This window comes from Frateuria sp., from assembly GCF_035943815.1.
GTDB lineage: Bacteria > Pseudomonadota > Gammaproteobacteria > Xanthomonadales > Rhodanobacteraceae > Frateuria_A.
In genome coordinates this window covers 310356-334225 of record NZ_DASZBU010000015.1, presented here as the reverse complement: position 1 = coordinate 334225, position 23870 = coordinate 310356, and the positions used below count along the sequence as shown (strand labels likewise).

Sequence of the window (23870 nt, the reverse complement as noted above, 5' to 3'; positions counted from 1 at the left end):
CATGCCCTGCCGGAGGTCACACTTCCACCGCCGCCGCGTGCTCGCGCGTGGCCGAGAAGCGCACCTGCGGCCAGCGCTCCTGCGCCAGTTGCAGGTTGACCCGCGAAGGGGCGAGATAGACCAGCTCGCCGGCGGCGTCGATGCCGAGGTTCATCGCGTTCTTCTCGCGGAATTCCTCCAGCTTCTTGGCGTCCTCGCAATGCACCCAGCGCGCGGTGGCCACGCCCACCGGATCGAACGAGGCGTCCACGCCGTACTCGTCCTTCAGGCGGTAGGCGACCACGTCGAACTGCAGCACGCCGACCGCGCCCAGGATCAGGTCGTTGCTCATCAGCGGGCGGAAGAACTGCGTGGCGCCTTCCTCGGAAAGCTGCGCCAGGCCTTTCTGCAGCGCCTTCATCTTCAGCGGATCGCGCAGCCGCGCGCGGCGGAACAGTTCCGGCGCGAAGTTGGGGATGCCGGTGAAGTGCACGCTCTCCCCTTCGGTGAAGGTGTCGCCGATGGAGATGGTGCCGTGGTTGTGCAGGCCGATCACGTCGCCCGGAAAGGCGCTTTCGACGATCTCGCGGTCGGACGCCATGAAGGTGAGCGCATTGGCGATGCGCACCTCCTTGCCGGTGCGCGTCTGGATCATTTTCATGCCGGCCGAATAGGTGCCCGAACACACGCGCATGAAGGCCACGCGGTCGCGGTGGGCGGGATCCATGTTGGCCTGGATCTTGAACACGAAGCCGGTGAGCTTGTCCTCTTCCGGCTGGATTTCGCGGCCCAGCGTGGCGCGCGCGCGCGGGCCGGGCGCGTGTTCGACGAAGAAGTCCAGCAGCAGCTGCACGCCGAAGTTGTTGACCGCCGAGCCGAAGAACACGGGTGTGAGCTTGCCGGCGAGGTAGTCGTCCAGGTTGAACGGGTTGGAGGCGCCCTGCACCAGTTCCAGTTCGTCGCGCAGCTCGGCGAGCATGTCCGCGCCGACCGCGGCTTCCAGCCCCGGCGCGTCCAGGCCCTTGAAGATGGTCGAGTCCTGGCGGGTGAAGTTGCGGCCCTGCTCGAACACGTGCACCTCGTCCAGCAGCAGGTGGTACACGCCCTTCAGGCGCTTGCCCATGCCGATCGGCCAGGTCACCGGCGTGCAGGCGATGCCGAGCACCGATTCCACCTCGTCCAGGAGCTCGATCGGCGAGCGGCCCTCGCGGTCGAGCTTGTTGATGAAGGTCATGATCGGCGTGTCGCGCAGGCGGCACACCTCCATCAGCTTGATCGTGCGCTCCTCTACGCCCTTGGCACAGTCGATCACCATCAGCGCCGAGTCCACTGCGGTGAGCACGCGGTAGGTGTCTTCGGAGAAGTCCGCGTGGCCCGGGGTGTCGAGCAGGTTGACGATCTTGCCCTCGTACGGGAACTGCATCACCGAGGAGGTGACCGAGATGCCGCGCTCCTTCTCCAGCGCCATCCAGTCGGAGGTGGCGTGGCGCGCAGCCTTGCGGCCCTTCACCGAGCCGGCCATCTGAATCGCGCCGCCGAACAGCAGCAGCTTCTCGGTCAGCGTGGTCTTGCCCGCGTCGGGATGGCTGACGATGGCGAAGGTGCGGCGGCGGCGGGTTTCTTGGGCGTGCGCGGACATGTGGGTAGTCGGGCGGGGATTCGAACCGTCCATTGTAGCCGGGATCGCGCGGGCAGCCGGGCGGCATGGGCCTGCGGGGCCTGCAGCCACACGGCTTTCACACAGGCGGAACAGCGCGCGGGAGTAGCGTCGCGACGCGCCGCATCCGCGCGCCCCATCAAGGAGGTGGGTTATGAAACGTGTCGCCATGCTGTTCGCAACTCTGGTGCTGTTCGCGATGACCGGCTCGACGTTCGCCCAAGACACCAAGCCGTACCGGGAGGGAGCGGTACGCGAGGTCAACTTCGTCAAGATCAAGCCGGGGCAGTTCAACAACTACATGAAATATCTCGACGGGCCGTACAAGGCCTCGATGGAGGCCGCCAGGAAAGCCGGCCTGATCACCGAGTATTCGGTCTACCAGTCGCGCCCGAGGTCGCCGGCGGACGCCGACCTGATCCTCACCGTGACCTATCCCAACATGGCCGCGCTCGACCGCACCGATGAAGCCGATGCCGTGCGCGCGAAGGTGATGGGTTCGCTGGAGGCGCAGGACAAGGCGATGATGGATCGCGGGTCCATGCGCGAGCTGATCGGTAGCCAGCTGATTCGCGAGCTCGTGCTGAAGTAGCAGCGGGAGCGGCGCGTCGGTCGCGGGCCCTTGCCGTGGCGGGGGCCTTGCGTGGCCGGCGGGCGCTCACGCGTCAGCAGATCCCCGCAAAACGCGCCGAGCAGGACAGCAGCGGCCCGGTAACCCGCCCGGTAGCGCTGTCCGTGGCGACAAAAAGCAACTTCCCCGCGAGCCCGGCCCTAACCCAACCCTCTCCCCTTAGGGGAGAGGGCCGAGGTCGGTGTTATAGCCGAGGTCGGTGTTACAGCTTGTAGTTGACGCCGAACATCACCGTCCGCCCGAACGTGTCGTATTCCAGCGGCCGCGCCACCTGCACGTTGTTGGGCAGGCCCGAGATCTGCTGGGTCTGGTCGGGCGTGTCGGTGAGGTTGTTGACCTGCAGCAGCAGCGACAGGCCCTGCCAGCGGCCCTCGCCGAAGTCGTAGCCCAGCTGCAGGTCGGTCTGCTTGTTGGCCTGCACCTTGGTATAGCCGAGCTGGTCGAACAGTGCGACCGCCTCGCCGGTGAAGGACGAGCGGTAGCGTTCGGCCACGCGCACGGAGAAGCCGTGGTTCTCGTAGTACAGCGTCAGGTTCGCCACCTTGCGCGAGAGGCCCGGCAGGGTCTTGGGGCCGCCCGGGATGGCCGAGATCGAGCCCTGCGGGATCGAGCTGTTGGTCAGGGAGAAGTTGGCCTGCACGCCGAAGCCGGTGAGCGCCGGCGTGATCAGGCCGCCTTCCAGCGCGCCGGACAGCTCCAGGCCCTCCATGCGGCCGCCCGTGCCGTTCTCGGGCCGGGTGAACGAGCCGGTGGTGCTAGTCGGCGTGAGCGTGGGGTTGTCGTTGGTGTAGTGCGAGAAGTCGTAGTCCAGCGTGGTCTGCGTGTAGATGTAGTTGAGCAGGTTCTTGTTGAACACCGCCGCGGCCAGATAGCTGGACTTGCCGAAGTAGAACTCGTAGGACAGGTCCGTTCCCACCGCCACGTAGGGCCGCAGCTGCGGGTTGCCGCCGCTGCCCGACCACAGCACCTGGCCGGCACCCGGGCCTTCCTTGACCTGCGCGACGCTGGCGGACGTGGCCACCTTCTCGTCGTCGATGCGCCCGCGCGCCATCGTCTTGGCCAGCCCGAAGCGCAGGTACTGGCGGTCGGTGAGCTGGGCCACCAGGTTCAGGCTGGGCAGCACCTCGTTGTACTTGGCGCCGTCGGAGATGCGCCCGACCAGCGTGTCGCCGTTGGTCTGCAGCGCGCTGGAGGACTGGTCGGTGCGCACGAACTGCACGCCCATGTTGCCACGCAGCGGCACCGAGCCCAGCGTGGTGTCGATGTTGAACTTGGCATACGCCAGCGGCACCTTCTCCTGGACCGTGTAGTTGCGGTTGTAGTCGGCCAGGCCATTGCGCGCGGTGGTGTAGTACTGGTTGCGCAGCGCGCCGAGCACGTCGTAGTAGACGATGCCGGGGATGCCGCCGTAGCCGAGCGAGGTGGTGCCGTCCACGAAACCGATCGGCGCGCCGAAGTGGTGGTCGTAGGTGGCCGAGTCCGAGCCATTGCCGTTCAGCCAGGCGAAGTACACGTCGGCCTGCTTGGTCTTGACACGGTCGGAGTAATCCACGCCCAGCGCCATGTCGCTGAAGATCCAGCCCAGCGGGTGGGTCACCTCCAGGCGCACGGCCTTGATGGTGTCCTTCTGGCGGTCGAACTCCTCGCGCCCGTCGTAGCCGTAGTTGTCAGGGTCGGTGAAGACCAGCGCGCCCGGGTCGGCCAGGTTCACCCCGGGCACGAACCAGGGGTAGCCGCCATCGACCTTGGTGACGAAGTCCGCCGAGGTGAACGCGCCGCCGGGCAGCCCGGCGAACAGGTAGGCGTCGTGCAGCTTCTTCTTCGCGCTGGAGTAGGAAAGGTCGGCGCTGGCCGCCCAGCCGTTGCCGAAGTCGTACTGGTTGTTCCAGCCGGCGGAGAAGAGGTTGTCGTGCTCCTTGGTGTACTCGTTCTGCAGGATCGGCGCGATGCCCGCGACGGTGCCGGAGGTGACGATCGGATAGGGCTGGGCCGGCGTGATGCCCACGTTCGAATAGCTGACGTTGTCGTAGGGGCTGCTCGACCACTGCGCGCCGTTGGTGAACTTCTTGTTGCCGAAGGTGGAGTAGTACATGTCCAGCGTGGAGTGGTAGTGCTCGCCGGGCGCCCACTCGATCACCGCCATCAGGCCGTTGCGCAGCTGGCGCTGCGACTGCGCGCGCAGTTGCATGCCTTCCTGCGAGATCACCCCGTCGGGCATGCCTGGCGTGTGCGAACCGCCCCAGCCATCCGGAGGCGGGGTCTCAATGCTGCCCGGGCCGTTGTCCACGCTCCACCACCAGGCCTGGTACTGCTTCTCCTGGATGGGCGAGTCGAGCTGGGCGAAGCCCACCGCCACGCCGAGCGTGTGGTCGAGGAACTGGTCGATCCAGGAGAAGCTCAGGCGATGGCCGGTGTCGCCCACGCCGCTGCCCGGGGTGAGCTTGTCGTTGCTGTTGACTTCGCCGCGCAGGTTCATCGTCAGCACGGAACGGGACAGGTCCAGCGGGCGGATCGTGTGCAGGTCGACGGTGCCGGACAGGCCCTGGCCGATCAGGCTGGCGTCGGGCGTCTTATAGATCGCCGCGCCGCTGATCAGTTCGGAGGGGTATTGGTCGTACTCCACGCCGCGGTTCTCGCCGATGGTCGCCTGCTCGCGGCCGTTCAGCGTGGTGCCGGCGAAGTCCGGCGAGAGGCCGCGGATGGAGATCATGTTGGCGCGGCCGTCCACGCGCTGGGTGGCCAGGCCCGAAACGCGCGCGAGGCTCTCGGCGATGCTCGCATCGGGCAGCTTGCCGATGTCCTCGGCGGAGATGGCCTCGATGATGTCGTCGGCGTTCTGCTTGGCCTTGATCGAGCTTTCGATGCTGCCCTGGATGCCGGTGACCACTACGGTGCTCAGGTTGCTCACGTCGCCCTGCGGCTTGCGCTTGGCCTGCGCATCCAGGCCTTTCGCAGGGCCGGCGGCTTGGGCCTGCGAAGGCGCGTTGCCCGGCGGCGGGCCGGCCTGGTCCTGCGCCAGGGCTTGCTGGGCGCCGAAAGCCAACAACGTGGCGATGCAGGCGGCGGCCAGCGGATGGCGCACAGGAAGGTGGCGCACAGGACGTGCGTGCGACGACGGGCTTGAGTCCATGTTTCGTTCCCTATTTTTCGAAGGGTGCTCCCCGCACCCGGGCACGGACAGTCCCCCTTCGGCCGGCACGGCCGAACGCTGTCCGCATCGCGGGCAAGCATAGATCGGGCCGGGATACTGCACGCTAAATGCGTGGGCTTCCGCAGGCGTCGCGGGGGAGGCGCAGGGTGCGGGAAAGGTGCACGCTACGCGCGCGCGACCGTCAGGCCGCGGCCGGACCTGTCAGCAAGTCCTCATAGAACGCGCCGAACGGCTCGGTCGGGTGCGCGATCTGGATCTCCAGCACCCACAGGCCCGCCGAGGGCGTCCCGTCCAGCGTGCCCAGGTCGCCGCCCTTGTGCACCGCGTGCGGATAGTCGCCCAGGCGATGCCCCTTGATCGCGTGGTTGAACCGCCAGCCCATGGCCTGCGCGCGATCGGCGGCGAAGTCGTACAGCGCGCGGCCGCCCAGGCCCTCGTTTCCCCATGCCTGCGCGACTTCGCCGAACAGCGTGCGCGCGGCTTGCGCACACGCCCGGCGCTCCGTCGAGGCACCGGTGGCGAAGGTATCGCCCACGTCGCCCTCGTGCCCGTCGAACACCAGGCCCAGGTCGATGAAATAGATGTCGTCCTCGCCCAGGCGGACGGTAGGGTCCGAACGCTCGCGGTAGGTTTTGAGGGTGTTGGCGCCGATGCGGATGATCACCGGATGCCACAGCCGCTCCATGCCCAGTTCCCCTAACACCTGCAGCGCCTGGGCCCTGGCCTCCTTTTCGTCGAGGCCCGGTCGCATGCGCTCGCGGATGCGCTCCAGCGCGGCCCAGCTTTGCGTGCGCGCGTACTGCATGCGTATGGGGTCGAAGCGGCTGCCGACGGCTTCTCGAAGACTCATGGGCGACCTCGGTTGACGGGAGGGGCATCATGGCAGGGCCGGCCGCGGCGTGCCGGTCGCCTGGCGTCACCCCTGCTTGATCGGCCGTTAGCAAATCCGGGGGTAGCGTGCGCAGGCCGGCGCTGGCTTGCCTGGATACGGCAGGAGCAAGCCATCCCGGCACAACCAACCCCGGGAGTATCGGCCATGAAAACCTCAATGCTGGCTGGCGTGCTGGCGGGCCTGCTGGTGCCCGCTTTGGCGATGGCGCAAAGCCCGATCGACGGCACCTGGAAGATCGACATGAACCAGGTGAAGCTGCCCGCCAAATCGGACGTACTCGTGCTCAAGGACGACATGTTCCGCTGCGGCACCTGCGCGCCACCGTACGAGGTCAAGGCCGACGGCGCCGACCACATGGTCGCCGGCCATCCCTATTTCGATACCGTGGCGGTGACCGTGGTGGACGACCACACGGTCAAGGAAACGGACAAGAAGAACGGCAGGGTCGTTGCCACGACGACCACCACGGTGGCGCCCGACGGCAAGACCGCGACCTTCGAGTTCAGCGACAGCAGCGACAGCCAGGGGCCGCCGGTGACCGGCGAAGGCACCCTGGCGCGCACCGCCAAGGGCCCGGCCGGCTCCCATGCCCTGTCCGGCTCATGGCGTACCGCCAGCTACCGGCGCATCTCGGACAACGCGCTCAGCATGACCTTCAAGGAGGAGGGTGGCAGCCTGACCATGCACAGCCCGACCGGGCAGTCCTACACCGCCAGGCTCGATGGCACCGACGCGCCCTTCCACGGCGATCCCGGCGTCACCAGCGTCAGCGTGACCCGATCCGATGCGCGCACCTTCGTCGAGACGGACAAGCGCGACGGCAAGCCGGTCAGCGTTGCCCGGATGAGCGTCCATCCCGACGGCAAGACGATGGATGTAGCCATCGACAACCGACTGCGCGGCACCCACACGTCGTTCGTCGCCGTCAAGCAGTGATGGCCAGGGCGGGCGCGGCGCGTTCCGGCGCGCCTGCGCGTGCTCAGGCTGCGCGGAAGGTGACCACCAGAACATCACGGTGCGCCGGCCGGGTCGGGTCCAGCGGAGTGACCGGCGTGACGCCGTGCAACACCCTTGCATCGTCCACCAGGGCCGCGTCGAACGGGTGGGTCAGGGTGAAGCTGCCGAGCAACTCGCCGTCGGCGGCATGGATGGTCGTGGTGCCGCGCTCGATGTTGCTGCGGTCGATCAGCAGCACCAGCACGAAGTCGACGCCGTCGCGGTGCACACCCTCCGGCGTCGGCTCGCCGGCCTCGCCGGCGCGGGCCTCGATGCGGAACTGGTGCGCCTCCACGTGCCAACGATCGACCTGCGGCGCGAGCCCGCCGAAGAAGCCATGGCAGAAGTCGAGTATGCGGCGCAGGCTCGGCCCATCGGCCGCGATGGGCTCGAACCAGCGTTCGATGTCGCCTTGCAGCGCGTTGTAGGTCTTGCTCTGGTAGTGCGGCCGGTGCACCTCGCGGCGGACACCCTGCGCGTCGGCAGAGAACACTGCATGGCGGCGGCGACGGTGGCGGCCGATCGTGGCGAGGTAGGCGTCCGGCGCCAGGGCGTCCCAGCTGGCGGTGAAGGCCGGCCAGTCTGGCAGAGAGGCGGCGTCGAGCAGATCGCGCATGGCATCGGCAGCCACGAAGGCGAAGCCGTCCTGGCGGAGCTGGTCGTGCAGCGTAGCGAGTGCGGTGGTCATGGATCGGGGCGGGCGAAAGGGGGCTCACAGCATACGCCTGCGCGATCTTGAGCCCTCTCCCCCATCCTTGATAAAGGCCGGGGGAGAGGGCTGGGCGAGGGGCCGGGGCTGGCGGGGAAACTTGCCACTACGGCGTGCCTTATGTCGCTCCGTAGCAGGCCTGCGGCAAGAGCCGCCCCTCACCCTAGACCTATCCTAGGAAGATGGTGCGGCCCTAGACAAATTGAAAAAAGACATCCAGACGTCTAAACGTCTATTGACATATAGATATGTCGAGCCCAGAATCCGCCCAACTCATCGAGACCGGCGGAGGGATAGGCCCTTTGATGCCGGGGCAACCTGCGGGAGAGCGTTCCCGCGACGGTGCCAAATCCTGCGGGGCGCACGAGCGCTGCCGAGAGATGGGCGTGATTCGTCGCCGCGGCTTGCCGCCGGCGAGGGATGGCGACCTTTCCGGTTCCTGCGGGCGATGCCACGGAGAACCGCATGTCCGCCCAGCCGCTGCCCCTGTCTGCATCGTCCGCCCTTCCACCGCGCGTGGATGCCCGCATGGGAGGCCTCACCGCCCAGCGCAGTTCGCGCCGGCTGTCGCTTTCGCCCAAGTACGGCCACGGTCCGCGCACGGTCGACGTGCGCTACCTGTGGTGCGGGGCGGCCGATGCGCCGACGGTGATCGTGCAAGGCGGCATCTCCGCCGGCCGCGACGTCACCGCCTCCGACGGCGCCGCCTCGCCGGGCTGGTGGCAGGCGCTGGTCGATGCCGGCGCCGCGATCGACCTGGAGCAGTGCCGCGTGCTGTCGATCGACTGGCTTGCGCCGGCCGAGCTGGGCGTGGAGACGATCTCCAGCGAGGACCAGGCCGATGTGCTCGCGGCGCTGCTGGAGGCGTTGGGCATCCATCGCGCGCAGGCCTTCGTGGGCGCGTCGTATGGCGCGATGGTCGCGCTGGCCTTCGCGGCGCGGCACCCGTGGGCGCTGGAGCGGCTGGTGTTGCTGGCCGGTGCGCATCGCCCGCACCCGCTGGCATCCGCCCAGCGCAGCGTGCAGCGCGGCATCGTGCGCCTCGGGCTGGCCAGCGGGCAGGCCGACGAGGCGCTCGCTTTGGCGCGGCAACTGGCGGTGACCACCTATCGCGGCCGCGAGGAGTTCGCGCGCCGCTTCGCAGGCGCGCCGGAATTCCGCGAGGGCCGCTTCCGCCTGCCGGTCGAGGACTACCTCGAGCACCAGGGCCGCCGCTTCGTCGAGCGCTTCGACGCCGGGCGCTTCCTGGCGCTGTCCGAATCGATCGACCTGCACGACGTCACGCCCGAATCCATCCCCACGCCGGCCACGCTGATCGGCTTCGCCTCGGACCTGCTGGTGCCGCTGGCGGATCTGTGCGAGCTGCAGCGGCGCCTGCACGGCCCCGCCACGCTGGAAGTCCTGCAGTCGCCCTACGGGCACGACGGCTTCCTGAAGGAAACCCACCGGCTCGCGCCGCTGCTGCGCGCCGCGCTGGCCTGAACACACGGAGCACAAGACCATGAGCGAATCGGCACCCTGTACCCGCGCCGTGCGCGCCGGCATCGAATCGGACACCCAGCACGGCGCGATCGTCCCGCCGCTGCACCTGTCCACCAACTACAGCTTCGACGGGCTCGGCGGCAAGCGGCCCTACGACTACTCGCGCAGCGGCAACCCGACGCGCGACCTGCTCGGGCAGGCGCTGGCCGAACTGGAGCTGGGCGCCGGTGCGGTGGTGACCGCCAGCGGCATGGCGGCCGTGGCGCTGGCGCTCGAGCTGGTGCCGCCCGGCGGCCTGGTGCTTGCCGCCCACGATTGCTACGGCGGCACCTGGCGACTGCTCGATGCCTGGGCGCGGAAGGGCCGCTTCGAGCTTGCCTTCGCCGACCTCACCGACGGCGCCGCGCTGACCGCCGGCCTCGCCCGCAAGCCGGCGCTGGTGTGGGTGGAGACGCCGTCCAATCCGCTGCTGCGCATCACCGACATCCGCCATGCCGCGCAAGCCGCGCACGCGGTGGGCGCGTTGCTGGTCGTGGACAACACTTTCCTCTCGCCCGCACTGCAGCAGCCGCTGGCGCTGGGGGCGGACGTGGTGGTGCACTCGACGACCAAGTACATCAACGGCCACAGCGACGTGGTGGGCGGCGCGGTGATCGCGCGCGATGCGGCCGTGGCCGAGCAGCTGAAATGGTGGGGCAACTGCCTGGGGTTGACCGGCGCCCCGTTCGACAGTTTCCTGACCCTGCGCGGTTTGCGCACGCTGGCCGTGCGGCTGCGCCAGCACCAGGAGAACGCGCTGCGCGTCGCCGAGTTCCTGGCGCTGCATCCGTCCGTCCGCGCGGTCCACTACCCGGGCCTGCCCGGCCACCCGGGCCATGCGCTTGCGGCGCGCCAGCAACAGGGCTTCGGCGCGATGTTGAGCTTCGAGCTGGAAGGCGACCAGGCCAACGTGGCCGCCTTCGTCGACGGGCTGGAGTTCTTCTCGCTGGCCGAGTCGCTGGGCGGCGTGGAAAGCCTGGTGGCCCATCCAGCCTCGATGACGCATGCCGCGATGGCGCCGGAGGCGCGCCGCAACGCCGGCATCGCCGATACCCTGTTGCGCGTCTCGGTCGGCATCGAGCATGGCGACGACCTGCTGCTGGACCTGGCGCGGGCACTCGACCGCGCCGCCGTCCAGCCGTCCAAACGCCGGGTGGGCGCATGAGCGCGGTGCTCGCCGCTCGTCCACCGCGGGCAGCTTTGCCGATTGCCGTGGTGCTGCTCGGCACGGGCGTGGTCGGCGGTGCGCTGCTCAGGCTGTTCGATACGCCGGCCGCGGCGTCGGTGGGGCTGGTCGGCGCGGCCAATTCGCGCCGCCAGCAGACCGATCCGCGGCGCCTGGCCCAGCGCAACCTGCGCGAGCAACTTCGCGGCGAAGGCGACGCGCGCGACGATGGCACGTTGTTCGCCGCGCTCGAGGCCAGCGGTGCGTCGGTCAAGGCGATCGTCGACGCGACCGCCTCCGCGTCGCTCGCGCGACGCCATCCCGAATGGCTGGCGCGGGGCTGTCACGTGGTCACCGCGAACAAGGCGCTGGCCGGCGGCGAGCTCGAAGGCTGGCGTGCCCTGCAGGCGGCGCTGGGAGGCAGCGCGCGCTACGGCGACGCGGCCACCGTCGGCGCCGGCCTGCCGGTGCTATCCACGCTGCGCCGCCTGCGCCGATGCGGCGACAGCCTGCTCACGCTGGAGGGCGTGTTCTCCGGTTCGCTCTCCTACCTGTTCAACCAGTACGACGGCAGCCGGCCGTTCTCGGCGCTGCTCGCCCAGGCGCGCGAGCTTGGCTACACCGAACCGGACCCGCGTTCGGACCTTTCCGGCGAGGACGTGGCGCGCAAGCTGCTGATTCTTGCCCGCCACGCCGGCTTCGCGCTGGGCAGCGACGAAGTGGAGGTCGAAAGCCTGGTGCCGCCCGCGTTGCGCGAGCTGGATACCGCCGGCTTCCTCGGCCGGCTGGCCGAACTGGACTCGCCGCTGGCCGAGCGCCACGCGCAGGCGCGTGCGCGCGGCAACGTGCTGCGCTTCCTGGCCCGGCTCAACCAGCGCGGCCGCGCCCGCGTGGGCCTGGTCGAAGTGCCGCCGACCCATCCGGCCGCGCGCCTCTACGGCACCGACAACCAGTTTGCCCTCACTACCACCCGCTACAACACCCAGCCGCTGGTGATCCAGGGGCCGGGCGCGGGGCCGGAGGTGACGGCTCAGGCGTTGCTGGGCGACGTGCTCGCGCTGGCGCCGAAAGGCTAGGGCGGGCCCAAACCGGGGGACATCCGACAGCCGGCAATGGCGGATCGGCCGCGTTGCCCGTCGCGCTCAGGACTTTTTCCCAAGCTCCCGCCAGCTTTTCTCACTGACGTCCACGTCGAACTTCTTCGCTGCGGCTTTGATGCGTTTCCATGCCTCGTCGCGCTCGTCGTCACTGACGCCCTCGACCTGGTCGAAGCGCGCGATGGCGTTGCGTACGTGACTGGCGTCTTCCAGCGGCTCCTTGCGCTGTTTGGGAAAGGCGAATTCGCCCTTGGGCAGGTCGCCACGCTGTTCGCTCTTGAGGTCGCTCATGGATGCTCTCCTTGGGGATGAGCGGGCGTCGCCGCTCATGCGCAGAGCGATCCTGTGGCGTGTGCCGTAACCCGAGCGTATCGATCGCGTGAGTAGGCCCCGGCGCCGGGCACAAAAAAACGCGCGGCTCGTCACCGCGCGTTCGCTTGCCCGGATAGGCTCAGAGCCCGGTGATGCGCTCGGCCGTTTCCTCGTCCGGCGGCACCAGCGGCGCATTCGGATCGGCCTTCGCCTCCAGCTCGGCCGCCTCAACCGACGGCGTGCGCCAGCCGGACTTCACGCCCCAGCCGTAGAACACCAGGCCGACCACGGCCACCGCGGCCAGGTCCCAGCCGTAGGGCAGGTAGCCCTTGCCGCCGAAGGTGGTGCTGCCGCCCCAGGACAGCGCGGCGATCGCCGGCAGGTAGCAGACCAGCCACCAGGCACCCTTCATCTGGCGGCCGAAGTCGTGCCAGCCGCTCTTGGCCTGGTAGTAGAGGTAGATCGGCAACGCCACGACCATCAGCAGGATGATCTCGCCGGTCAGCGGCCAGCGCGCCCAGTACAGCAGTTCGGTCGCCATGATGAAGGCCACGCCGGCGAGCAGCGGCAGGCCGGCCAGGCGCAACGGGCGGTGCAGGTTGGGCGCGGTACGGCGCAGGGTCATCGCGCTGACCGGGCCGGTCAGGTAGGAAATGATCGTGGCCACCGAGATCACTGCCGCCAGCGTGCCCCAGCCGCGGAAAAAGAACAGGAACACGAACGCCACCGCCAGGTTCACCCACATCGCCGGGCGCGGCACGCCCCACTTCGGGTGCACGCGGCCCAGCACCGCCGGCAGCGTGCCATTGCGCTCCATGCCGTAGAGCATGCGCGCCGTGGTCGCGGTGTAGGTCATGCCGGTGCCGCTGGGGCTGATGAAGGCGTCGACGTACAGCAGCATCGCCAGCCAGTGCAGGTTGACGATGATCGCCAGCTCCGCGAACGGCGAGCGGAAGTCGATGCCATGCCAGCCGGCCTTGGCGAGCATGTCCGTCGGCACCGCGCCGATGTAGGCCACCTGCAGGATCACGTAGACGATGGTCGCCAGCACGATCGAGCCGAGCACCGCGAACGGGATGCTCTTGCCGGGGTTGCGCGCCTCGCCGGCGAGGTTCACCGGGCTCTGGAAACCGTTGAAGCTGAACACGATGCCGGCGGTCGCCACCGCGGTGAGCACCGCCGCAAAGTCGATCGCATGGTCGCCGCCGTGCACGCCGACCGAGAAGTTCCCGCGGTGGAAGCCGCTGGCGATCAGCGCAAGGCCGGTCGCCGCCGGCACCACCAGCTTGAACACGGTGATGGCCGTGTTGGAGTGCGCGAACAGCTTCACGCTCCAGAAGTTCACCAGAAAATAGATGATCACCAGCACCGCGGCGATCGCCAGGCCGGCCGGCGCCAGTTCGCCCGCGCCGCCGGGCAGGTGCATGTACAGGTCCTGCGCCCATTGCCACGGCCACGAGGCCATGTACTGCACCGAGGCTTCGGCCTCCACCGGGATCACCGAGGCGATCGCGATCCAGTTCGCCCACGCGCCGATGAAGCCCACCAGCGAGCCGTGCGAGTAATGGCTGTAGCGCACCATGCCGCCGGACTCGGGGAACATTGCGCCCAGCTCGGCATAGGTCAGCGCGATCGTCATGATGATCGCCGCGCCCAGCACCCACGCCCATACGGCGCCCGGACCGGCCAGGCCGGCGGCGCGCCAGGCGCCGAACAGCCAGCCCGACCCGATGATCGAGCCCAGGCCGGTGAGCATGAGGGCGAAGGGACCGACGTCGCGGCGGATGGAACTGGGTGAAGACATGCAAGCTCCCGGATCGGTGGGGGACGAACAGCGCCGTCGCGGACAGCACAAGGCCCGATGATGACAGACCGTTCACGTGGCTGTCAGCCTGTGGCAGGCCGGGCGCCGCTTCGTATGCCTGGTGGGAAGCGTTGGTGAACCATCGCCGCGCTCCGGCCGGAGTCGGGGAAGGTTGGTGTGCGGCGCTGAGGCAACCCTTCACCCGTTTACGGAGAGGTGCCCGAAGGACGCGTGGGGAGACCGTGCGAAAGGCCCACCCAGGCATCCCGCCCAAAGGCCCGACGAGGCCGTGGCGGCTGCCGAGCGGGCGCAAGCGTGCTGCTCTGCAAGATGCGCCCGCGACGGCTTGTTATTACCTTATGAATCGATCTATTTAGATCGATTCAAAAAAATAAAAATCGTCCTAGGCGTGGCCTGCGAAAGGAAAGTGCTTTCCGCCCGCTGTTCCGGGTGGACCGCCGCATCGCAGGCGCACGACTGGACCCACAACATTCGTTACCGCCCGGGGAGGGCATCTCATGCATCATGTGACCGTGTTTCGTCGCAACGCGCTTGCCGGCGCGCTTGCCGTCGCCATGCTGTTGCCGCTGGGCGCCATTGCGCAGACGGCCGGCTCGTCCGGGCAGGCGCAGGCGGACAACGCCGGCAAGGCCGCCAGCAAGAAGCCGGTGACCCTGGAGAAGGTCGTCGTCACCGGTTCGCGCATCCCGCGCGCGCAGATCGAGGGGCCCACGCCGGTCACCGTGATTTCTGGCGACCAGATCAAGGCTCAGGGCTTTACCACCGTCTACGAAGTGATGGATTCGCTCACCCAGGTGGGCCGCCCGGAAACGCCGCCGAGCTGGGGCAGCACCTCGGTCAACGCGCGCCAGCTCAACCTGCGCAACCTGGGTCCCGGCCGCAGCCTGTTGCTGGTCGACGGCCACCGCGTGGCGGACTACCCGATGGCCGCGGGCGGCAAGCAGAACTTCCAGAACTACAACAACATCCCGGCCGGGATGATCGAGCGCATCGAGATCGTCGGTGCGGGCGCCTCCTCGATCTACGGCTCCGACGCCATCGCCGGCGTGGTCAACATCATCCTCAAGAAGGAATACCAGGGCGACGACGTGCAGTTCAGCCTGGGCGGCGCCACCCATGGCGGACGCGAGTACGGCGATCTGAACTTCCTTGGCGGCCGCGCGGGCGACCACTGGCACGTGGTCTACAACCTGGAGCGCTCGCACCGCAACGCGCTGTGGGGTCGCGACCGCCCCTATACCGATTCGGAGGCCGACGCCGGCTACGGCGCATGGGACTACAACGCGCGCCTGTTCGGCTGGAACACCTACCCCGGCCTGGCGTTGAACAACGCCGACGGCAACTACATCGCCCCGCCGCCGGGTGCCTGCGGCCAGTTCGGCAACAACTTCGCGCTGCGCCATTCGCAGACGGTGTCGACCACCGGCCACACGGTCAACACCGCCGACGTCACCGACCACGGCTACTACTGCACGCAGCCGGCGCTGTTCTCCAACTGGGTGCTGACCCCGGGCAGCGACAACCAGGACGCCTACGTCGCCGGCGACTACGACTTCGGCGGCGGCCTGCAGCTCTACGGTTCGGCCGGCCTGTGGAAAACGACGGGCACCTCCAACACCGAGCTGCCGTTCCTGTATCCGATGGGCGGTCTCCCCAACGGCTTCTACGACCAGACCAGCGGCCAGGTGATCAGCAATTACTTCCGCCAGCTCACCCCACAGGAGCTGGGCGGCTACGGCAACACCCACGACCGCGAGCAGAACTGGGACATCCACGCCGGCCTGCGCGGCACGCTCTTCGATGACCGCTTCAGCTGGGACTTCAACCTCGGCACCGCGCGCTACATCGTGCACGAGTACTACACCGGCCTGAACGAACAGGGCATGTTCGACTTCTTCTTCGGGCCGCAGCTGGGCACCACCACCGTCAACGGCAACGCGCTGCCGGTGTACGCGCTCAACAGCCAGCGCTTCTGGAACCCGATCACGCCGCAGGAGTACCAGAGCTTCGGCGTCAGCGGCGAGAACACCGCCTCCAGCCGCCTTGACCAGGCCAGCCTCAACGTCAGCGGCGACCTGTTCAACACCTGGACCGGCCAGCCGATCGGTTTCGCCGGCGTGTTGGAGGCGGCGCACCAGAACTACCGCCTTTCGCCCGACCCGCGCGGCAACGACACCCATTTCGGCGACCCGTTCCAGGACTACAACACCGGCGGCGGCACGCGTAACCGCATTTCGGCCGGCACCGAGTTCCGCATCCCGCTGGCCTCGATGCTCACCGGCACGTTGTCCGGTCGTCTCGACAAGTACCGCGACGCCAGCGCCACCGACATCGCGCGCACCTGGGGCGCCTCGCTGGAGTTCCGCCCGTTCGACAGCCTGCTGTTGCGCGCCAACTACGGCACCAATTTCCGCGCGCCGGACATGAACTACGTCTACAAGGCGGACTCGGTCTCCACGGTCGGCATCTACTCCGATCCCTACCAGTGCATCATCAACAACCAGGCGGCGTGCACCGCGGTGCAGCACTCGACCTACTTCGCCCAGCACTCCGGCGGCGGCCCCAATCTGTTGCCTGAATCCGGCCACGGCTGGACCTACGGCTTCGTTTGGGATCTGCCCTGGGTCGATGGTCTGGCGGTGCAGGCCGACTACTGGCACACCGGCATCGACAACGCGATCGACTATGTCGACATGGGCACGCTGCTGACCGACGAGGCCGGCTGCCGCACCGGCAAGGTCGTGGGCGGCGGCCCCTACCTGACCAATTCGCCGGGCTCGGCCTATTGCCAGCAGGTGATCGCCGACGTCAAGCGCGACGCCGCCGGCAACATCACCGCGATCTACGTCGGCCCGATCAACAAGACCCAGCTCTACGTCAGCGGCATCGACGCCAAGCTCACCTACGCGCTGCGGACCGAGAACTGGGGCGCCTTCAACCTGGAGCTGCAGTACACCGACAATCTCTCCTATAAGGAGCGCACCAACGCCTCCGATCCGCTGGTCAACACCCGCTACGACCGTGTGGCCAGCAAGGTGCGCGGCGTGCTGGCCTGGCACGAGGGCAAGTGGGACGCGACGCTCTACGGCGACCGCGCCGGCAGCATCCGCGCCAACAACTACGGCGGCTGCGAGATCCTCGCCAACGGCATCCAGCCGCAGGCGGGCGACCCCGATTGCGTGGTCTACAACGGCAGGACCAAGCCGTGGATCGTCTGGAGCACCAGCGTCGGCTACCAGTTCAACGACAAGGTGAAGCTGCGCCTGGGCGTGACCAATATCTTCGACAACGTGGGCGAGATTCCCTACTACGCGGGCGGCTTCGAATTCGTCCCGACGCTGCAGGGCGCCAACTACAACGGCCGCGAGGTGTTGGCGACGATCAACTACAAGCTCGATTGACCCACAGCTCGATCGGATCTGCTTCGATGAAGCACGGTTCGATCGAAGCCGGGTCCGACTGGAGCGGTCGATCGCGTCGGTGACGGCGCGGTCGGCCGACCGATCATCCCCGGCGCGAATTCGCGCGCCCCGGCTTCCCGCTGGGGCTTCTTTTTTTGGCCGCGGGCCGGCCTGTCTCCCGCCTCCCGGGAACTGGCAGCAACAGGAGGACGACCATGCCCAAGCGCATCCTGGCGCTGATGTTCGGCGCATTGGTGTCGATCGGAGCCCCCTGCGCGGGCGCGCCATCGGCTGGGCTCGTTCCTCAACCGCAGGCGGTCCGTCCGGGCGAGGGCAGCTTCGTGCTCGACCAGCGCACGCGCATCGTGGCGCCCGCCGACCGGCGCGCGCGGGAGATTGCGGGCTTCCTGCGCGACGCGCTGCAGGCGCAGACCGGCCTTGCGTTGCGCGTCGTCCGCACGGGTGCGAAAGCGCCCGCCATCGAGCTGCGCATGGATCCGTCGGTGCGTGGCGAAGAGGCCTACCGGCTGACCGTCGCGCCAGGGCGCGCCACCATCGCGGCGGCCGACGACCGCGGCCTGTTCTGGGGCGTGCAGACGTTCATCCAACTGGTTCCGGCACGGAATGGAACGAGCGAGAGCATTGGCGCGGTGCGCACCGAGGACGCCCCAGCCTATCCCTGGCGCGGCGTCATGCTCGACGTGGCGCGCCACTATCAGCCGGTCGCCTTCGTCGAGCGGCAGATCGACCTCATGTCGCGCTACAAGCTCAACGTGCTGCACTGGCACCTCACCGACGACCAGGGCTGGCGCATCCAGATCCGCAAGTACCCGAAACTCACGGAGGTCGGCGCCTGGCGCACCGAGACCGACGGCGAGCGCACGGGCGGCTTCTATACCCAGCAGCAGATCCGCGAGGTGGTCGAGTACGCGCGCCGCCGCAATGTCATGGTGGTCCCGGAAATCGAGATGCCGGGCCACGCCTCGGCCGCGGTCGCGGCGTATCCGTGGCTTTCGTGCCCGCAGCGGCCGGTCGTGGTGCCCTCCGGCTGGGGGGTGTTCGATGACGTCTTCTGCGCCGGCGACGAGCGCGCCTTCGCCTTCCTGCACGACGTGCTCGACGAGGTGGCTGCGCTGTTTCCCGCGCCCTACATCCACATCGGCGGCGACGAGGTGCCCAAGCGGCAATGGCTCGACAGCGAGGCCACGCGACGGCTCATGCACGAGCGGCACCTGGCTGACGGCGAGGCATTGCAGGGCTGGTTCATCGGCCGCATCCAGCGCGACATGGCGGCGCGCGGCAAGACCCTGGTCGGCTGGGACGAGATACTTGAAGGCGGCGTCGACCGGCAGGCCATCGTGGAAATGTGGCGCGGCCCCGAGCAGGCGCGCAAGGCGCTGGCCAACGGCAACCGGCTGATCGTCGCCGGTCCGTTCTACCTGGATACGCCGATCGACCGGCTCACCCTGCAGGATCTCTACCGCACCGACGCCTTTGCCGATCCGGCCTTCGCCGCGCGCCCGCAGCAGATGTTGGGCGCCGAGGCGCCGCTATGGAGCGAGCGGGTGACCACGCGCAACGCCGAGGCGATGCTCTACCCGCGCGTGCTCGCCTTCGCCGAGCGATTGTGGAATCCGCAGGCGCGCGACTACGCCGATTTCCAGCGGCGCCTGCACGCGCAGTACCCGTGGCTGGAAGCGCAGCACGTGGCCTACGGTCCCGAAGACCGCGACCTGGTCGATTACCAGTTGAGCTTCAACCCGCCGCACCGCCGCTGGCGCCTGCGCGCCGCACGCGGCTTCGACGACATCGAGCTGCATTACACGCTGGACGGCAGCGAACCCACCGCCCGGTCGCCCGCTTTCGGCGACGTGCTGGACCGCTACGCGCCCGGGACCATCCGGGTCGCGCCCTTCCGCCAGGGCGTGCCCTACCAGGCCAGCGAGGCCTTCGAGATCGTCGACAACCTGGCGCTGGGCAAGCCGGTGGCTTACCGCGCCGTGCCCGATCCGCGCTACACCGGCACGCCAGGCCAACTGGTGGACGGCATTCTCGGCGGCAGCGATTTCCACGACGGTCGATGGGTCGGCTGGAAGGGCGCTGACATGGACGCCACGGTCGACCTGCAGCAGGCCACGCCCATGCACTCGATCCAGGTGCGCTTCCTGCAGCAGAGCGGCTCCTGGATCCTGCTGCCGCGGCAAGTGGGTCTTGCGGTGTCCAACGACGGCAAGGCCTGGCGCGCGCTCAGGTCCACGACGATCGACGTCGACCCGCGGAACCTGCGTCCGACCGTGTACACCGTGCGCCTGGACGTCGCAGCGCCGGTTACCGCGCGCTATGTGCGCGTCAGCGCTCAGAACTACGGCACGCTGCCGCCTGGCCATGGCGGCGCGACGCAGCCGGCCTATGTGTTCGCCGACGAGATCCTGGTGCGCTGAAACACGCTGGGCCGCCGCCGTCACGGGACGGTCTTGCGTGGACAAGAAGCTTGTCATGCGGGACGCGCAGACTGCGCGTCCCCGAGATCCGAACATCGCGCCGCCGTGACCCAGTACGTGCACCCCTGCAAGCCCGGCCTCGTCCGCATCGTCAAGCACGGCCATCGCTGGCGGTCGCTGGTGAATGAGCAGGAGGTCGGACGGCACGAATCGGCGGACACCGCCCTGCAGGCGCTGCGCAGCCGATGGCCACGGGCACGCATCCCACAGTCGCTCCATCTCTGGCGGCACCTGCCTGAACCGCGACAACGCCTGCGCACCGCGGCTGCAACCGTCAGGTGATCGCGTACGCGCAGGGGCAGGCGGCATGCAGCGCGCAGGATCGGCCGCACCGGCGCGGCGTGGGGCCTGCCCGCACTTCACGTATCGACAGCGTGCGGCTTATCGGTCCGCTCCTTGGGCCGGGTCCACGCAGCCCTTTCCGGGCAAGGCCGGCGTCATCCTGCCTTGCGCGACCACCGGCACGCCGGTGAACAGCATCGCCCTGGTCCAGACGCGTGCGCCGCCGGGGCAGCGCGGTGATCCTGTGGATCGCCTCGGGCAGGCTCAGGCGTGAGTTGCCCGGCAGTGGCTGCCCGAAACTGCAGGGCGGTGCGCCGGATGCGTTCTGAGAGGGCTTGAACCCATCTCCAGGGTTGAGGGGCGCAGATCGGGTGGTTACGCTTCCGCCAATGCCTGCATCCATGCACCGCCTGGTTCGCTCCCGCGGCCTTCGCGCCTTGGGCGTACTGGCGTGGCTGATGCTGGCGATCGGCGGACTGGCCCATCCGGCTTCGGTCGACGGCCTGCTGCACGATGCCGCCGCGCACGCCACGATGGTCACGTTCGGCGAGCACGCTGCCCATGCCGGCAGATCCCCAGCCGCCGGCGGCGCTGCCCACGCCTGCTGTGTTCCCGATAGCCATGGCCACGATGCGGGAGCTAGCCATGGCTGCCGTTGCCAGGGCTCATGCGCGACCGCGCTGGCCTTGCCATCGGCTTGCCTGGTCGCACCGGTGCTGGTCGCCGTGCTCCAGGCGCGTACCGGCCGGGTGCGGGCTCCGACGCCGGGCACGGTTCCGCCGTTGCGACCTCCGATGGCCTGATCTCCTGCGGCCATTTGCATCGATGCCTGCGCCCGGCCCGCGGCCGACGGCATCGTCGGATCGGAGGCGCCCGGGTGGCGCCCATCGGAGAGATTCCATGAAACGTCTGTTGTTGCCGGCATCGGCAGACCTGTCGCGCCGCCGCTTCGTGCAGGGTGTCGCCCTGGGCGGGGCCGCCGCAGGGCTGGGCCTGCTGCGGCCGGATCGCGCCTGGGCGCTGGCCAGCCCAGGCCATTGCGAGCCCGGCACCGAATTCGCGCTCGAGGTGGGCGAGACCCGGGTCAACTACACCGGCGCCACGCGCACCGCCACCACGGTCAACGGCAGCCTGCCGGGACCGATCCTGCGCTGGAAGGAGGGCACCACCGTCTCCCTGCGCGTAACCAACCGGCTGCGCGTTACCACGTCGATCCACTGGCACGGCATCGTGTTGCCCTTTCGCATGGATGGCGTGCCCGGCATCGCCTTCGACGGCATCGCGCCCGGCGAGACCTTCGTCTACCGCTTCCCCGTCCGCCAGTCGGGCACCTACTGGTACCACGCGCACTCGCGATTCCAGGAGCAGACCGGCCTGTTCGGCGCGCTGGTGATCGAGCCGGCCGGCCCCGTGCGCTACCCGGCCGACCGCGACTACGTGGTCATGCTCAACGACTGGACCGACGAAGACCCCGAGCACATCTACACGAAGCTCAAGCAGCGCAGCGACTACTACAATTTCCACCAGCCCACCGCGGCGGACTTCCTGCGCGACGTGCGCGGGGAGGGCCTGCGCCGGGCGCTGGCCGGGCGCCGCATGGACAGCCGCATGCGCATGAACCCCACCGACCTCTCCGACGTCGGCGGCGCCGCCTACACCTACCTGATGAACGGCGCCGCGCCGGCCGGCAACTGGACCGGCCTGTTCCGGCCGGGCGAGAGGATCCGCCTGCGGTTCATCAATGGCTCGGCATCCACGATCTTCGACGTACGCATCCCGGGCCTGAAGATGACCGTGGTCTCGGCCGACGGCCAGGACGTCGCACCGGTGCCGGTGGACGAATTCCGCATCTCGGTGGCCGAGACCTACGACGTCATCGTGCAGCCGGAGCATGAGCGCGCCTACACCGTGTTCGCGCAGTCCATAGACCGCACCGGCTATGCCCGCGGCACGCTGGCCCCGCACGAGGGCATGCAGGCACAGGTGCCGGCGATGGACCCCCGCGTGTGGCTTGGCATGCAGGACATGATGGGCGCCATGCCGATGGATGGCATGCACCATGGCGGCGGCCCTGAAGCGGGCGGCACGCAGGGCATGCCGATGGAGGGCGCGCACGCGGTGCGCCACGCGCGCAGCGAGTACGGCCCCGGCGTCGACATGCGCATCGATACGCCACGCACCAATCTCGACGACCCCGGCCTCGGCCTGCGCGGCAACGGCCGCCGCGTGCTCACCTATGCCGACCTGCATTCGCTCGACGGCCCGATCGATCCGCGCGAGCCCGAACGCGAGATCGAGCTGCACCTGACCGGCAACATGGAGCGCTTCATGTGGTCCTTCGATGGGCAGAAGTTCTCCGAGGCCAAGCCGGTGCACTTCAACTATGGCGAGCGCCTGCGCATCGTGCTGGTCAACGACACGATGATGAACCACCCGATCCACCTGCACGGCATGTTCAGCGAGCTGGAGGATTCCGAGGGCCGCTTCCTCGCGCGCAAGCACACCATCAACGTGCAGCCGGCACAGCGCATCAGCTATCGGGTGAGCGCCGACAACCCCGGCCGCTGGGCCTACCACTGCCACCTGCTCTACCACATGGAGGCGGGCATGTTCCGCGAGGTGGTGGTGTCATGAGCCCGCGCCACGACATCCGCAATCGCCCGTGGGTTCGGTTGCTGCTCGCGGTCCTGGCCTGGTCGGCATCGGCCGCGCACGCACAAAAAGCGCCCGCGTTGGGCGGCGGCGCGACCATGGCCGGCGGATCGATGTCCGGCATGGCCATGCCTGCGCCGGCGAGCGAGACACATCCGCAGACGGCCTCGCACGCACACGCCGACGCTTCCGCAGCGACACCGTCGACTGACCACGCGTCGATGCACGGCGCGGGGCAGCAAGCGATGCACGACACGGAACCCCAGCCGGCGCATCCCATGGATCCGCACGCCACCAAGCACGTGGATCACGCGACCATGAACGGCATGCCACACGACGCCGCCCCTGGGATCGCACGGCAACCGATCCGGGACAGCGGGACGCCAGGCGCCGCCCGCGACCCCGACTACTCCGCCGGCGTCGGCTATGCCCCCATGCACGGCATCCACATGGAGATGGACGACAACGCTCGCTTCGGCATGCTGCTGGCCGACCAGCTGGAGGCCTTTCATGGCAAGCACGGCAACGGCCAGCACTGGGACCTCGAAGGCCACTACGGCAACGACTACGACAAGCTGTGGCTGCGCACCGAAGGCGAGCGCAGCGACGGGCGGCTCACGGACGCCAGCGTCGAGGTGTTCTGGAACCACGCGGCCGCTCCCTTCTGGGGCATCCAGGCGGGCATCCGCGCCGATACCGGTGACGGCCCGCATCGACGGTGGGCCGCTTTCGGCGTGCAGGGCCTGGTCCCCTACTGGTTCGAGCTGGAAGCCACCGGCTACGTCGGTGCCGCCGGCCGCACCGCCGCCCGCGTCCGCGTCGAGTACGAACTGCTCCTCACCCAGCGCCTGATCCTGCAGCCGGCGCTCGAGGCCGACGCATACGGCAGGGCCGACCCGGAACGGCGCCTGGGCAGTGGCGTATCCGATGCGTCCCTCGCGCTACGCCTGCGCTACGAGTTCCGCCGCGAGTTCGCGCCCTATGTCGGCGTGGTCTGGACGCGCCGCTTTGGCGGCACGGCCAGCTTCGCCCGCGAGGACGGACAGGGCCCGTTCGACCGGCAATGGGTGGCGGGCCTGCGCTTCTGGTTCTGATGGCA

Annotated in this window: 16 protein-coding genes and 1 riboswitch; of the genes, 10 read left to right on the top strand and 6 right to left on the bottom strand. The window is 68.8% G+C overall.

The genetic code is table 11. The annotated features are described in order from the left end of the window. Positions 1-16 precede the first annotated feature (16 nt). Positions 17-1618, bottom strand: coding sequence for a peptide chain release factor 3 (locus tag VGU65_RS12080; RefSeq protein ID WP_327476034.1), 1602 nt, complete (start codon positions 1616-1618; stop codon positions 17-19). A gap of 172 nt (positions 1619-1790) precedes the next feature. Between VGU65_RS12080 and VGU65_RS12075 the strand changes: the two genes are divergently transcribed. Further along, positions 1791-2228, top strand: coding sequence for a hypothetical protein (locus VGU65_RS12075; RefSeq protein WP_327476032.1), 438 nt, complete (start codon positions 1791-1793; stop codon positions 2226-2228). A 241-nt stretch (positions 2229-2469) separates the two neighbouring features. On the opposite strand, the gene VGU65_RS12070 is transcribed toward VGU65_RS12075, so the two are convergent. Both VGU65_RS12070 and VGU65_RS12065 read right to left on the bottom strand, forming a co-directional pair. Further along, positions 2470-5364, bottom strand: coding sequence for a TonB-dependent receptor (locus tag VGU65_RS12070; RefSeq protein ID WP_414655817.1), 2895 nt, complete (start codon positions 5362-5364; stop codon positions 2470-2472). 235 nt (positions 5365-5599) lie between these two features. Then, the gene (locus VGU65_RS12065) at positions 5600-6268 is read right to left on the bottom strand and encodes a M24 family metallopeptidase (protein ID WP_327476028.1); all 669 of its coding nucleotides are present in this window, start codon (positions 6266-6268) and stop codon (positions 5600-5602) included. A gap of 186 nt (positions 6269-6454) precedes the next feature. On the opposite strand from VGU65_RS12065, the gene VGU65_RS12060 reads away from it, so the two are divergent. Next, positions 6455-7246, top strand: coding sequence for a hypothetical protein (locus VGU65_RS12060; protein ID WP_327476026.1), 792 nt, complete (start codon positions 6455-6457; stop codon positions 7244-7246). A 43-nt stretch (positions 7247-7289) separates the two neighbouring features. On the opposite strand, the gene VGU65_RS12055 is transcribed toward VGU65_RS12060, so the two are convergent. Beyond that, positions 7290-7994 carry a 2OG-Fe dioxygenase family protein gene (locus VGU65_RS12055; RefSeq protein WP_327476024.1) on the bottom strand — a complete coding sequence of 235 codons (705 nt, stop codon included), beginning with the start codon at positions 7992-7994 and terminating at the stop codon, positions 7290-7292. Positions 7995-8285: 291 nt separating this feature from the next. Beyond that, positions 8286-8402: riboswitch (SAM riboswitch) on the top strand. A gap of 78 nt (positions 8403-8480) precedes the next feature. On the opposite strand from VGU65_RS12055, the gene metX reads away from it, so the two are divergent. From metX to VGU65_RS12040, 3 genes are read left to right on the top strand one after another with little or no spacing between them, the layout of a single operon-like run. After that, positions 8481-9497 carry a homoserine O-succinyltransferase MetX gene (gene metX / locus VGU65_RS12050; protein WP_327476022.1) on the top strand — a complete coding sequence of 339 codons (1017 nt, stop codon included), beginning with the start codon at positions 8481-8483 and terminating at the stop codon, positions 9495-9497. Positions 9498-9516: 19 nt separating this feature from the next. Next, positions 9517-10701, top strand: coding sequence for a cystathionine gamma-synthase (gene metB, locus VGU65_RS12045; protein ID WP_327476020.1), 1185 nt, complete (start codon positions 9517-9519; stop codon positions 10699-10701). Further along, positions 10698-11777: a homoserine dehydrogenase family protein gene (locus tag VGU65_RS12040; protein ID WP_327476019.1), complete on the top strand. Its 1080-nt coding sequence runs from the start codon at positions 10698-10700 to the stop codon at positions 11775-11777. Before metB ends, VGU65_RS12040 begins: the two co-directional genes overlap by 4 nt. Positions 11778-11843: 66 nt before the next feature. Here VGU65_RS12040 and VGU65_RS12035 read toward each other — a convergent pair whose 3' ends face one another. Next, positions 11844-12089, bottom strand: coding sequence for a DUF6582 domain-containing protein (locus VGU65_RS12035; RefSeq protein WP_327476017.1), 246 nt, complete (start codon positions 12087-12089; stop codon positions 11844-11846). Positions 12090-12249: 160 nt separating this feature from the next. After that, positions 12250-13914: an APC family permease gene (locus VGU65_RS12030; RefSeq protein ID WP_327476015.1), complete on the bottom strand. Its 1665-nt coding sequence runs from the start codon at positions 13912-13914 to the stop codon at positions 12250-12252. A 518-nt stretch (positions 13915-14432) separates the two neighbouring features. On the opposite strand from VGU65_RS12030, the gene VGU65_RS12025 reads away from it, so the two are divergent. From VGU65_RS12025 to VGU65_RS12005, 5 genes are all read left to right on the top strand, one after another. After that, positions 14433-17336 carry a TonB-dependent receptor plug domain-containing protein gene (locus VGU65_RS12025; protein ID WP_327476013.1) on the top strand — a complete coding sequence of 968 codons (2904 nt, stop codon included), beginning with the start codon at positions 14433-14435 and terminating at the stop codon, positions 17334-17336. Positions 17337-17551: 215 nt separating this feature from the next. Continuing rightward, complete coding sequence (locus VGU65_RS12020; RefSeq protein WP_327476011.1) at positions 17552-19777, top strand: glycoside hydrolase family 20 protein; 2226 nt, start codon at positions 17552-17554, stop codon at positions 19775-19777. A 743-nt stretch (positions 19778-20520) separates the two neighbouring features. Next, positions 20521-20922 (top strand): hypothetical protein, encoded by a 402-nt coding sequence (locus VGU65_RS12015; protein WP_327476009.1) that lies wholly within the window; start codon positions 20521-20523, stop codon positions 20920-20922. Positions 20923-21019: 97 nt separating this feature from the next. Then, positions 21020-22753: a copper resistance system multicopper oxidase gene (locus tag VGU65_RS12010; protein WP_327476007.1), complete on the top strand. Its 1734-nt coding sequence runs from the start codon at positions 21020-21022 to the stop codon at positions 22751-22753. Next, positions 22750-23865 (top strand): copper resistance protein B, encoded by a 1116-nt coding sequence (locus tag VGU65_RS12005; RefSeq protein WP_327476005.1) that lies wholly within the window; start codon positions 22750-22752, stop codon positions 23863-23865. The genes VGU65_RS12010 and VGU65_RS12005 overlap by 4 nt, the downstream gene beginning before the upstream one ends. The last annotated feature ends 5 nt before the right edge of the window (positions 23866-23870 follow it).